This window comes from Desulforapulum autotrophicum HRM2 (assembly GCF_000020365.1).
Classification (GTDB): Bacteria; Desulfobacterota; Desulfobacteria; order Desulfobacterales; family Desulfobacteraceae; genus Desulforapulum; species Desulforapulum autotrophicum.
Map to the genome: position 1 here is coordinate 3,594,395 of NC_012108.1, position 12,955 is coordinate 3,607,349.

Consider the following 12,955-nt stretch of genomic DNA (forward strand, 5'->3'; position numbering starts at 1 on the left):
CCGGCCTCGACAATTTTCTGTCAATTTCCAGGGCTCAATTACAAATTAACCGGTAGCAAATATAAGTATGAATCCTCAGGTTGTCAATTCATACAAAAAAGGGCGGGCCCGGAATGACTTCCCGGACCCACCCGATTATCGCATTTTGAATTCAGATCTAATCCATGCCTGACTCTTTTATTCTATGACGGCAAGCAGGTCTCCCTTGGATACGGAATCACCTGACCCGAATTTCAGGGCCGTTATCACACCATCCACCGGAGACGGGAGGGCGTTCTCCATCTTCATGGCTTCGAGGACCACAACGGTGTCCCCTTTTTTGACTGCATCGCCCACGCCCTTTTCATACTTGATGATCATGCCGGGCATGGGGGCCTTGACTCCCACACCTGAGCCGCCCTTTGCAGGAGCCGCAGCAGGTGCTGGCTTTTCAGCCCTGGGTGCCGGTGCTGCCGCCCTGGGTGCCGGTGCTGCTGCAGCTGCACGGGCAGGTGGTGGAGGCACCCTTGTTCCCTGCTGGGCGGGTGCTGGTGCTGCCGCCTGGGACTGAACCTGGGCCGGCTGGGCATAGGCAATGACCGGTGCGCCACCGACCTCGTCAACCCCGACCTCAAAGCATTCATCCTCCACAAACACGTTAAAGGTTCTCAGGCAGTCGGTCTTTTCCGGAAGGTCTCGGTCCGAATTGCGCTCCACAAGTTCTCCGGCCTTTGCCTTTCGAACAATCTCCGCCTGCCGTTTCACATCCTCCAGGGTAATGGCCTTCATGCTCTCAGGAACAGTCTCTTTTCCATATTTACGCTGGAGAAACTTTTTGCCGGTAACCGGAAACAGGGTATAGAGGATCAGGTCATCCTCATCCACGGCAAGATCCTTGATCTCGGCCCTGGCAGCGTCAAGCTCGGGTTTCAACACCTCGGCGGGCCTGCAGGTGATGGGTTCCTCACCCCGTTCATACCCCTTGAGGGCCTTTTTCTGAACCTCAGGATCAATGGGCACGGCCGTTTTTCCGTAGAGGCCATAGCATAGATCCTTGACCTGGGCCGTTATCATCTTGTAGCGATCCTCCGGGGTGTCAAACAGCACGTTGTTCACGGTCTGGGTGCCGACGATCTGACTTGTGGGGGTAACAAGGGGAATCTGGCCAAGTTCCTTTCTCACCCTGGGAAGCTGTTCAAACACCTCGGAAAGTCGATCAAGGGCATCCATGTCCCTGAGCTGATTGACCAGATTGGAAAGCATTCCACCCGGGGTCTGGTGCAACAGCACGTTGATGTCGATGACCGACACCTTGGTGTCATCCAGAAGGTGGCGGTACTTGGGCAGAATCTCCTTTTCCAGGGTTTCATTGATCGACGCCAGGGTCTCAATGTCAAAACCGGTATCCCTGTCCGTGCCGATCAGCGACATAACCATGGGCTCAAGGGCGGGATGGCTGGTTCGGTAGGCGTAGGGGGTCAGACAGGTATCAAGGATATCAACCCCTGCCTCAACCGCCTTGAGATGGGTCATGGGTGCCATGCCCGAGGTGAAGTGGGAATGAAGGTTGATGGGGATATCCACGCTTTCCTTAAGGGCCTTGACAAGGTCAAAGGCATCGTAGGGAGCCATGAGACCGGCCATGTCCTTGATGCAGATACTGTCTGCGCCCAAGTCCACAAGTTCTTTTGCCTTGTTCACATAGTACTCCAGGGTGTAGACCGTACCGCCCATTCGGGGCTCGGTCAGGGAGTAGCAGATGCTTCCCTGAAAGTGCTTGCCGCAGCTCTTGATCACGGGAACCACAGCCTCAAAGTTACGGTAATCGTTCAGGGCATCAAAGGTCCTGAATACGTCCATTCCGTTCTCACAGGCCCGGTTGACAAAGGCCTTTGCAACATCGTCGGCATAGTTGCGATACCCGACAAGGTTCTGCCCCCTGAGCAGCATGGAAAAGGGGGTCTTCTTAAAATAGCGTTTGAGGGTCCTGATCCGCTCCCAGGGATCTTCGTTCAAGAAACGATGCATGCTGTCAAAGGTTGCACCCCCCCAGACCTCAACGGCCCAGAAGCCAACCGCATCCATGCGTTCTGCCACGGGAATCATATCCTCGGTTCTTCCCCTTGTGGCAAACAGAGACTGGTGACCATCCCTCAGGGAGAGGTCCATAATTTTAAGGGGATTTTTAGCCTTGGGCCTCTCTTTTTCACAATTAATCTCACACATGTGTATTCTGCCGTGTTCACTCATTGGACTCTCCTGTATATCAGCGTTAAATCACTTATATCAGCGTTAAATCACTGGCTGTTTATTATTTAAATATTCGCATCTGCATCATGGTCCGACCCTGCATCTGGTCGCTCCTGCCGGCCATTGCCCAGGTGCCGGCAAACACGGAACTCTTTGTATCCGGCTGTTTAACAGCCCCTTCCATGGTATTGTCCATGGATCCGGCAAACTGCGCCGCCTCTTCCTGGGTCTTTATGTAGGTGACAACCGCTGCCGTTAAAGCAGCCATTTTTTTTCTGTCCATTTGTCCTTCCTATACGGGTATATTTCCATGCTTTTTGGCAGGGCGCATCTCACGCTTGCTTCCCAGGGCTTCCAGGGCGTCCACAAGGCGAGCCCTTGTGTCGGCAGGTCGAATCACGGCGTCCACATACCCCCGGTTTGCCGCACAATAGGGATTTGAAAAGAGCGCTTCGTATTCCTCAATCTTTTCGGCCCGTTTGGCAACGGGATCATCAGCCCCCTTGATCTCCCTTGCATGGATAATGTTGGCAGCACCTGCAGCCCCCATGACGGCAATCTGGGCGCTGGGCCATGCAAAGGCCATGTCTGCGCCAAGGTGCTTGGAACACATGGCAAGGTAGGACCCACCGTAATCCTTTCTTGTGATGAGCAGAAGCTTGGGAACAGTTGCCTCGGAATAGCACCAGAGAAGCTTTGCACCGTGGCGGATGATACCGTTCCACTCCTGGTCACTGCCCGGCAGGTAGCCAGGTACGTCTGCAATGGTAAGCATGGGAATGTTAAAGGCGTCACAGAAACGAATAAACCGGGTTGCCTTGTCCGATGCATTGATGTCAAGGCACCCTGCCAGGAAATTCGGCTGATTGGCTATGATGCCGATCACCCTTCCGTTCAGCCGTGCAAAGCAAATAACGATATTTTTGGCAAAATACTCGTGGGGTTCAAAATATTCCCCATTGTCCACAATGGAGGTAATCACCGTCTTGATGTCGTAGCTCTGGTTGGGGTTGTCTGGAATCAGGGTATCAAGTTCCGGTGCGAGTCGGTAGGGATCGTCCCCGGTTTCTTTAAACGGTGGGTCCTCCATGTTGTTGCTGGGAAGATAGGACAAGAGCATCCTGATCCTTTCCAGGGCATCCTGGTCGGATTCACAGGCAAACTGAGCCACACCGCTCTTTTCATTGTGGGTCATGGCACCACCCAGTTCTTCAAAGGAGATCTCTTCTCCGGTCACGGATTTGATCACCTGGGGACCTGTGATGAACATGTAGCTTGTGTCTTTGACCATGAAGATCCAGTCGGTCATGGCAGGAGAGTAAACAGCACCGCCAGCCGTGGGTCCCATGATGGCCGAAATCTGGGGAATCACACCCGAAGCCGAAGCGTTCCTGAAAAAGATCTCCCCATAGCCGGACAGGGCATCCACTCCCTCCTGGATTCTTGCACCGCCCGAATCGTTAATACCCACAACGGGCGCACCGGCCTTCATGGCCATGTCCATGACCTTACAGATCTTTTTTGCCTGCATTTCTCCCATGCTGCCGGCCCTTGAGGTAAAATCCTGGGAATAGGCAAACACCACCCGCCCCTCGATCTTTCCATGGCCCGTGACAACACCGTCGGCTGCAATCTCCTTGTCTTGCATTCCAAAGTTAGTACACCGGTGGGTGACAAACATGTCCACCTCCCGGAACGTCCCCTTGTCAAACAAAAGATCCAGTCGTTCCCTGGCATTTAGTTTTCCGGTTTCACGTCGTTTTTCAAGGGCCTTCTCGCCCCCCATGCCAAGGATTTTTTTCTCCCGTTCCTGAAGATCCTTGATCTTGTCTGCTACTAATCCCATGATAGCAACCTGCCCTTTTTTGAAATCGTTGATTTGAGTTTACTTCTTAACTTGCGGCGATCCGCGCTCTAAAGAGTATTTGAATCGAATACAACCTAAAAGTTTTAGGTACAAGATTTTAACGCCCTTAGTCAAGAATTGATTGATCATTTAGCAACATTAACCTTGTTCAGGGCTTTCCAGAGTCCTTCCACCTGCTCCCGGGTCTCTTCAAGAGTTCCAGCATTGTCAACCACAAAATCGGCAAACTTGAGTTTTTCGTCAATGGGAATCTGTGCTTTTAAAATCACAGCCGCCTCATCCGCTGTGATATTGTCCCGCCGGGCAAGACGCCGGATCTGGACATCCCGGGGAACATACACCACCATGAGACGATCAAAAAGGTATTGAAGGTTCAATTCGACCAGCAGTGGAATCACCACCAGGATCACACTGTCTGGTTCTGCCGCTGAAATGGCCTTAACCCGGGTAAAAAAAGCCTTGAAAATTGCAGGATGGGTAAAAGCTTCGAGCTTTTTGCGTTTTTCCACATCGTTGAACACAATCTTTGAAAGTCGCTTACGGTCCAGGGTGCCGTCTTCTGCCACTACCTGGGTGCCGAAATAACCGACAATGTTGTCAAATCCCCCAGTGCCCGGTTCCACCACCTTCCGGGCCAAAAGATCAAAATCCACAATCCTGGCACCCTTCGCCCCCAGCATATTGGCAACGGTGGTTTTACCGGACCCGATACCGCCAGTCACCCCCAGAAGCATTTTACAGCCATGGTGCATCGCCTTTGCCATCATCGTATCATAACCCCTGTCGCACCCTTTATTTTAATTCCAATGGGTTTTATTTTCCGAAGAAAAACCGTTTCAAGGATTGACAAGGGTGAATTTCCAGGCGCAATACCAGTCTTCTGGATGTTTGTCAGGCGGGCACCCAATGCATTCGGTTTTGATCCTGGAATCAATGGCTGCTGCAAAATAGGGGTATTCAACCAAACCCGCTGACTTACAGGGGTAATCGGCAAGACCTCTTCTCTTTCTGGCAGCCTGAACCCTGCAATCGTTCATGCGAAAAATAATCGTATTTTCATCGATTTCTTCCACGGACTGGCGGTTGATGGTGGCGTACATCCTGAATGCCAGGGCTTTTTTAAGGGCCGGAATACCACCGTTGTCGGGAAGATCAAGGAGACCCTTGATTCGTTTTGCTTCAAAGGGAGAAAAACGGGTCCAGCAGGTATCATTGCACCGTTTCGCCTCGTTCATGCCAAACGGATGCTCAACGGCCTGGAACCAGATACCGTCGTTGGCAAGCCAGTTGACACCCATTTTCTCGATAAGATCCAGGAGGTCGGCCTTTGACATGCGGTGAAGGGCTCCTGGCACCCCATCAATGATTTCAAACCCCAATGCCTTGCCCAGACGCGCCAGCTGATTGCCAAAACTTTTTTCCCACACAGCGTCTTCAACGGCCATTGCACTTTCACTACCAAGCTGGTGCTCAACCTGGGCTAACCACTGACCATAGTGAACAAGGGTTCTTCTGAAAGAATCCTTCACCATTTTCAAAAGCAGATCATGGTCGGCATCTGCAAGTAGCGTATTCATCTCTTTCATTTTTTGCTCCCCATAACGTAAGTTTAACATATCAACAGGCACAAAGCGTATATATTGATCGAGCGCTCAGTCATATATTTAATTAAAAAAAACCAGCCTGTCAAGGTGATAACAGAAAAGATTGACAAAGCTTACACTTGACACCGTTCATTCAATACGGTATCAAATATTGCTTTAAATCTTAAACTTTTATGCAGCAATCATCAAGAAATCACCAAGAGAAGAAAAGATAAAAAAAACATGAGCAAAAAGATCAGCATAAAGCAGATACGAAATATCGGCATCATGGCCCACATTGATGCGGGCAAGACAACCGTGACCGAACGGATACTCTACTACACGGGAACATCCCATAAAATAGGCGAAGTCCATGACGGTGAGGCGGTCATGGACTGGATGGAGGATGAGCAGAATCGGGGCATCACCATCACCTCAGCCGTCACCACCTGCCTTTGGAACAACTCCCAGATTCAGATCATTGATACGCCGGGCCATGTGGATTTCACCATAGAGGTTGAAAGGGCCCTGCGGGTACTCGACGGTGCCGTGGGTGTGTTCTGTGCCGTTGGGGGCGTAGAGCCCCAGTCTGAAACGGTATGGCGCCAGGCAGACCGGTACAAGGTTCCCAGGCTTGCCTTTATCAACAAGATGGACCGTATTGGTGCTGACTTTTTCAAGGTTGTTGAGAGCATCGAAAAGAAACTCAAGGCAAAACCATTGATGCTACAGATTCCCGTGGGAAAGGAGGAGGGGTTCACAGGGGTAATCGACCTTCTGACCATGGAAGAAATCACCTGGAATGACGACACCCAGGGTGCTGAATACGCCATCGGTGAAATCAGTAAAAGCCTGAGGGAAAGCGCGGAAGACTTCCGGGAAAAGATGGTTGAAACCGTGGCAGAGGTGGATGACGAGATCATGGAACTCTACCTTTCCGAACAACCCATCCCCCTTGAAAACCTCAAGGCGGCCATCAGACGATCCACCATCCAGAGAAAGGTGGTTCCGGTTCTCTGCGGTTCGGCCCTCAGAAACAAGGGTATTCAACCCCTGCTCAACGCCATTGAGGCCTTTCTGCCAAGCCCTGTGGACATCCCACCGGTGAAGGGCATCCACCCGGATACAGAAGAAATAGTCGAATACCCGCCCCAGAAATCTGCACCCCTTGCGGCCCTCATCTTCAAGGTTTCCATGATCGAGGGAAGAAAACTGTCGTTTGCAAGAATCTACAGCGGGACCCTTGTCTCGGGCTCAGAGGTGTACAATCCGTTTTTGAAAAAACGGGAAAAGCTGTCAAGAATACTCAAGATGCATGCCAACAAACGGGAACGGATAGAATCTGCCTCTGCCGGGGAGATCGTCGGTATTGTGGGTCTTAAGGATACGTCCACAGGGGAAACCCTTTGCTCGGAAAAGGCACCTGTGCTCCTTGAGCGGATGGAATTTTTAAAGCCGGTCATCTCCATTGCCATCGAGCCCAAAACCCACGCAGACCAGGAAAAGCTCGAAGAGGTCCTCAAAAAATTCACCATTGAGGATCCCACCCTCACCGTGACCACGGACAACGACACCGGCCAGACGATTCTGTCCGGCATGGGCGAACTCCACCTTGAAATCATCATCAGCCGGATGCAGCGGGAATTTAAGACCGAGGTCAACATTGGAAAACCCCAGGTGGTTTACAGGGAAGCCCTGGGGGCTGAAAGTACGGGTCACGCCAAATTTGAACGTGAAATCTCAGGCAAAAACCACTTTGCCGAAGTCACCCTCAGCTTGAGACCCCTTGAACGGGGCCAGGGCATCACCTTTCGTTCCAAGATCGGAGAAGATCAAATTCCCCTGCAATATGTTCCTGCAATTGAGAAGGGGATTAAGGACGCCCTTGAGAGTGGATTTTTAAAAGGATATCCCGTTGTTGACACTGAAATTGTGCTCACGGGCGGATCATTCAATGAATCCCAGAGTTCAGACCTTGGATTTTCGGTGTGTGCCTCCATGGCCGTCCGGGACGCCCTGGAAAAGGCTGAAATGTTTCTTCTTGAGCCCATCATGGATGTGGAGGTGTTTGTCAGCGACAAGAGCATGGGAGATGCCATTGCCGACCTGAACTCCCGGGGCGGCAAGATCGAATCCTTTACCCCCAGGGGGGATCAACAGACCATCAAGGCCACCGTTCCCCTGGCAAAGATGTTTGGCTACTCAACGGCCCTTCGATCGGCCACCCAGGGACGGGGGACATTTACCATGCAGTTTTCAAGGTTTGACAAGGCCTGATTGCAACACGCTTAAGGAGGTCGACGACCCCCTGGACGATGGGGCCTTGTTCTTTTTTTTCAGCTCTGAAATAAGGGCCTTGGCCCGCTCGATCCTGTCTGGATCATCCATGGCGCCAAGGCTTTTTTCAAAGTGGAACAGGGCATTCCTTTCCTCTTTGATGGTATGATAATAAAACCCAAGGTAATAGTGGGAAAGCCCGACCTCATGCTCCTGGCCCGAAATGTCAGCAAGGTTGTAGTAAACCCTTGGAAAAAGATCTGGATCGGCATCAACCAGTCTTAATAAATCCGACTTTGCCTTGTCCAGCATGCCCAGATCAAGCCTTGCACTTCCCCGATAAAAAAGAAGTGACGACCTTACATCCGCAACGGTATCAAGCCCTTCAAGAACGGCCAAAGCCTTTTCAGGCTCGCCTTTTAACAGATAAACCCTTCCCATTTCAACGAGAACAAAGGGATCAAACAACCTCAGGGTCAATGCCTGCCCCAGGTGGGACAGGGCCTGATCCAGCAGTGATTTTCTCACAAGCACCAGGGCAAGACCATAGTGGATGGCCGCATCGTCCGGATCTTTTTTCAGCATTTTTGAGAGCATGGCCTCGGTGGTGTCCACCTGACCGTAAAGTCCTGCCAGCCGGTATTTGACCAGATTGAACCGGAAAGGGTCAATACCGTTGTTCGTGACAGCCTCGTTAGCATGGTCCTGGAGCCAGGCTTCCAGGTAGAGAATCCGATCCTTGGAACCTGGATGTGTCTTCAGATAAGCGGGAATGGCATCGGTGCCGTACCAGTCACTGGCCCTTATTTTTTCAAGACCGGTCAAAAGCCCCCTGGGCGAAAAAGAGGCGTCCCGGATATACTTGACACCCTTCTGATCGGCCTCTTCCTCGTTTTCCCGACTATAGGCCAGCATTGAGGTCTGACCCGATGCCACCGAACCCAGAACCACTGCCTGGGCCGCATCACCCCCACCTGCAACCCCCACCAGCACCCCGGCCAGCACCCCGGCAAGGGTGCCAATGCTCACAAGTTTAGACCGGTCAAGCATCTGGGAAATATGACGACAGGCTGCATGGGCACACTCATGGCCGATAATGCCTGCAAGCTCATCGGAATTATCAAGGCCGGTTATCAGGCCACGATTAACAAAAATATTGGCCCCGGGTCCAGCAAAGGCGTTGAACTGGTCACTATCCACGATATGAAAGGTGTAATCAAAGGGCTGGGGCGGCAGTTGATCAACGATTCTTCGACCGATCAAGGAAACAAGATCCAAAGCCATGGGGTCATGGATCAGGGCCATCTGCTGCCCGACCATCTCCATGAACTCCTGGGCCATTTTCCTCTCCTCACTGACGGAAAGTGCTGCTGCAGGGGGTATGGAAATAAAAAAAACCAGGAGTGCGGCAATAAGAGAGCCAGCCAGGGTATGTCTAAATGGTTTCATGGAAAAATTATATATGATAATTTTTTAAATTTCAACCCTTGGAAGCAGAACTCCCAAGGGGCAACCCATGTCGCCTTCAGCACTTCCAATAATTAGAATTGCTGCCCCACTTTTTTACATTTGCTCTGATCCTGGAAGTGTGATAATTGTACTCGATTATGACACAAACCATCTGCATATCAAACCAAAAGGGAGGGGTGGGCAAAACAACCACCGCGGTAAACCTGTCCGCTGCCCTTGCCGTTTCAGGAAAAAAGACCCTTCTTGTGGACTGTGATCCCCAGGCAAATGCAACAACTGCCACGGGAATTGACAAGCCCCATCTTGCCTGTTCCCTGTACCATGGTCTTATCCAGTCAAACACGGCTCGAGAGATCATTATCCCCACCCAGGTGGAAAACCTGGACATTCTTCCTGCGAATGTGGATCTCATCGGATTTGAGGTGGAGATGATGGCTACCCAGGGAAGGGAAGAGGTCCTCAAACGACTCCTTTCCAGTGTAAAACAGACATATGATTATGTCATCCTTGACTGCCCCCCCTCCCTGAGCCTTTTGACACTCAATGCCTTGACTGCGGCGGATTCAGTCCTCATCCCCCTTCAGAGTGAATTTTTCGCCCTTGAGGGCCTCGGCCAGCTCCTTGCCACCATCAAGCGAATAAAGCTCTCCCTCAACCCGAGTCTCAAGATAAAGGGGATTCTCCTGACCATGTTTGACAGAAGAACCAATCTTGCCCGCCAGGTTGTTGAAGATGCGGAAAAACATTTCAAGGAGATGATTTTTACGACACGGATACCGCGCAACGTCAAACTCGGTGAAGCCCCAAGTTTCGGCATGCCGATCATCGTATACGATCCCTCGTCCGTCGGCGCAAAAAGCTACCTTGACCTTGCGAAGGAACTTCTTGAAAGGTGATTCTAAAAAATGAGTAAAAAGAAAAAACTGACAGGACTTGGCAGGGGAATTTCCGCCTTGATTCCAGACCTTGAGGCCATGGATGAAAACACGGGTAATTTTTTCATGTGCAAAATCGAGGAGATTGTTCCCAACCGGTTCCAGCCCAGGATCAATTTTGTGGAAGAAGAGTTAGAAAAGCTCAAGGAGTCCATCATTGAACAGGGGATTCTTCAGCCCCTGCTGGTGAGAAGAAACAGTGACACCTACGAACTCATTGCAGGGGAACGACGGTTAAGGGCCGCGCAAAGAGCCAAATTTACCCATGTCCCGGCCCTGGTCAGGGACCTTACCGATGAGCAGATGCTTGAAGTTTCCATCATTGAGAACATCCAGCGCCAGGAGTTAAACCCCCTGGAGGAAGCTGAAGCCTACCATCGGCTGATCTCAGAATTCAACTACACCCAGGAGAAGGTCGCCAGGAGAATCGGAAAGAACAGATCCACCATTGCAAACCTGTTAAGACTTCGGGGGCTTCCCGATGCCATCCACCAGAGTCTTGCCAAACATGAAATTTCAACCGGCCACGCAAGGGCAATTCTCGGGGCCGGATCTGAAGAAAACCAGATCAAGGTCTGGCTCAGAGTCGTGGAAAAAGAACTCTCGGTCCGGGCAACGGAACAGCTTGTCCAGAGAATCAAGGCAGAGACAGACATGCCTTCCACCCCCCCGCCCATCGTTCAAAATGACGAGTTTGACCGGCTGAGTTCAACACTTTCCAGCAAAATAAACTCCACAGTCAAGATAAAGCACAGGGGAGACGGTGGACGGTTTGAGATCGGGTTTAAGACCCGGGAGGAGTTCCAGCGCCTCGTGGAACTTTTTAACCGTCTGACATGAAAATCACCATTGCCAGAACAGCCGGATTCTGCATGGGGGTCCGCCGAGCCGTAGATCTTGTGCTTGATGCCTCCAACGCAACCAAGGAACGCATCTGTACCTATGGTCCGCTGATTCACAACCCCCAGGTCCTTGAGATGCTTGAAAAAAAGGGAATCCCCAGCATCAATACCATTCCTGAAAAGGGTGAGGGTACCGTTCTGATCCGTGCCCACGGGGTCCCGCCCCAGGATAAAAGGCAGCTGGAACTGGCGGGATTCAAGGTGATCGATGCCACCTGCCCAAGGGTTATCCGGGTTCAGACAATCATTAAAAAGCATACCGACCAGGGATATGCCTCCATCATCCTTGGAGACCGGGACCACCCTGAAGTCAAGGGGCTTCTAGGCTATGCCGGCAAAGGCGGGGTTGCCGTATCCTCCCTGGCAGCCCTGGAAAAACTGCCGTCCTTTGACCGGGCCATTATCGTTGCACAGACCACCCAGGACACCCATTTATTTGAACAGGTCAAGGTCTGGGCCCAGGAAAACCACCCCGAATACAAGGTGTTTGACACCATCTGTGATTCCACGGAAAAACGCCAGGCTGAAACAAGAAAAATGGCCCAGATCTGTGACGCGGTGGTTGTGGTTGGTGGACGAGAGAGTGGCAACACCCGTCGTCTTGCCCAGGTGGCAAGGGATACGGGAAAACCTGCCTTTCACATTGAGGATGTATCCGAACTTGACATCAAAGAACTCGCTGGGGCAAAGCATATTGCCATTACAGCAGGTGCTTCAACGCCCAACTGGATCATCAATAAAACCTGCAGGACCCTTGAAAATCAGCTTGGCAAACCCCGAAATTTTCTTTTGGCAAAGCTTCGTCCCCTTGTGCTTGTTCTGCTAAGGACCAATCTGCTGATCTCGTTGGGAGCGGGCTGTCTCACCTTTGCCTGTGCAACCCTCCAGGGGGTCGACCACAGCCTCAGCCATAGCGCCACAGCCATGCTCTACATTCTTTCCATGCAGGTGATTAACAACCTATTTTCCATAAAATCAGATCTTTACAATAATCCAGACCGGGCGATGCTCTACATGGCCCACAGGCCGTTGCTCATTGCCCTTGCCCTGGTAAGCGGAAGTGCAGGCCTTTTTTTAACTTTTGCCACAAGCCTTACCTCGTTTGCAATTTTACTTGTGATGAGCCTGCTTGGTCTCTCCTACAACCTGAAGATCCTGCCCACAACAACAGGCTTCAAACGAATCAAGGATATCCCAGCGTCTAGAACGCTGCTCATAACAGCAGCATGGGGAACGGTGACCTGTATCCTTCCAGCCATTTCAACCCCAACAGGTATGGAAGTCGTTCCGGCTCTTGTTTTTTCCATGGGACTTGTCCTGGCAAGAACCGCTTTTTTTGATGTGCTTCAGATGCAGGGAGACAGAATCACCGGCAAAGAAACCCTTCCCATCCTTGTTGGCGAACAAAAGACGCTCTCCCTCATCACCTGGGTTCTTGCGGTAACCTTCTTGTCCACACTGGTATCGACCCTTGTGGGCCTGATCACACCATCGGGATTTGTCCTCATGCTTGTTCCCATTTCCATGGGCTATGCCATCCACCTGAGCAAAAAAGATTTTTTTCTTCCTGGAACACAGCTTGAAATCGTTATAGAATCCCAATTTATCATCGCAGGAATCGTATCCCTATTGTTCTAGTCCATGGACGGAGTAGAATATTTAACCCTGATTCAACAAAACGTGTACCCTTGC

Annotated in this window: 10 protein-coding genes; 4 read left to right on the top strand and 6 right to left on the bottom strand. The window is 51.3% G+C overall.

Annotated features, from left to right (window positions below):
- Nucleotides 1–177: 177 nt before the first annotated feature.
- The 5 genes from HRM2_RS15700 to HRM2_RS15720 all read right to left on the bottom strand — a co-directional run bounded on the left by HRM2_RS15700 (nucleotide 178) and on the right by HRM2_RS15720 (nucleotide 5,682).
- On the bottom strand, nucleotides 178–2,229 hold the full coding sequence (locus HRM2_RS15700; protein ID WP_015905023.1) for a pyruvate carboxylase subunit B: 2,052 nt from the start codon (nucleotides 2,227–2,229) through the stop codon (nucleotides 178–180).
- 61 nt (nucleotides 2,230–2,290) lie between these two features.
- On the bottom strand, nucleotides 2,291–2,512 hold the full coding sequence (locus HRM2_RS15705) for a hypothetical protein (protein ID WP_015905024.1): 222 nt from the start codon (nucleotides 2,510–2,512) through the stop codon (nucleotides 2,291–2,293).
- A 9-nt stretch (nucleotides 2,513–2,521) separates the two neighbouring features.
- Nucleotides 2,522–4,075, bottom strand: coding sequence for an acyl-CoA carboxylase subunit beta (locus tag HRM2_RS15710; RefSeq protein WP_015905025.1), 1,554 nt, complete (start codon nucleotides 4,073–4,075; stop codon nucleotides 2,522–2,524).
- A gap of 146 nt (nucleotides 4,076–4,221) precedes the next feature.
- The gene (gene coaE / locus HRM2_RS15715; RefSeq protein WP_015905026.1) at nucleotides 4,222–4,863 is read right to left on the bottom strand and encodes a dephospho-CoA kinase; all 642 of its coding nucleotides are present in this window, start codon (nucleotides 4,861–4,863) and stop codon (nucleotides 4,222–4,224) included.
- A 69-nt stretch (nucleotides 4,864–4,932) separates the two neighbouring features.
- On the bottom strand, nucleotides 4,933–5,682 hold the full coding sequence (locus HRM2_RS15720) for a DUF6125 family protein (RefSeq protein WP_015905027.1): 750 nt from the start codon (nucleotides 5,680–5,682) through the stop codon (nucleotides 4,933–4,935).
- A gap of 240 nt (nucleotides 5,683–5,922) precedes the next feature.
- Here HRM2_RS15720 and fusA point away from each other — a divergent pair, with 240 nt between their 5' ends.
- Entirely contained in the window at nucleotides 5,923–7,956 is a 2,034-nt protein-coding gene (gene fusA / locus HRM2_RS15725) for an elongation factor G (RefSeq protein ID WP_015905028.1), read from the top strand.
- Here the strand turns inward: fusA and HRM2_RS15730 are convergent.
- Nucleotides 7,936–9,405, bottom strand: coding sequence for a M48 family metallopeptidase (locus HRM2_RS15730; RefSeq protein WP_015905029.1), 1,470 nt, complete (start codon nucleotides 9,403–9,405; stop codon nucleotides 7,936–7,938). The genes fusA and HRM2_RS15730 overlap by 21 nt on opposite strands.
- Before the next feature lie 158 nt (nucleotides 9,406–9,563).
- On the opposite strand from HRM2_RS15730, the gene HRM2_RS15735 reads away from it, so the two are divergent.
- From HRM2_RS15735 to ispH, 3 genes are read left to right on the top strand one after another with little or no spacing between them, the layout of a single operon-like run.
- On the top strand, nucleotides 9,564–10,322 hold the full coding sequence (locus HRM2_RS15735) for a ParA family protein (protein WP_015905030.1): 759 nt from the start codon (nucleotides 9,564–9,566) through the stop codon (nucleotides 10,320–10,322).
- 9 nt (nucleotides 10,323–10,331) lie between these two features.
- Complete coding sequence (locus HRM2_RS15740; RefSeq protein WP_015905031.1) at nucleotides 10,332–11,201, top strand: ParB/RepB/Spo0J family partition protein; 870 nt, start codon at nucleotides 10,332–10,334, stop codon at nucleotides 11,199–11,201.
- Complete coding sequence (ispH, locus tag HRM2_RS15745) at nucleotides 11,198–12,901, top strand: 4-hydroxy-3-methylbut-2-enyl diphosphate reductase (RefSeq protein ID WP_015905032.1); 1,704 nt, start codon at nucleotides 11,198–11,200, stop codon at nucleotides 12,899–12,901. The genes HRM2_RS15740 and ispH overlap by 4 nt, the downstream gene beginning before the upstream one ends.
- Nucleotides 12,902–12,955: the final 54 nt, after the last annotated feature.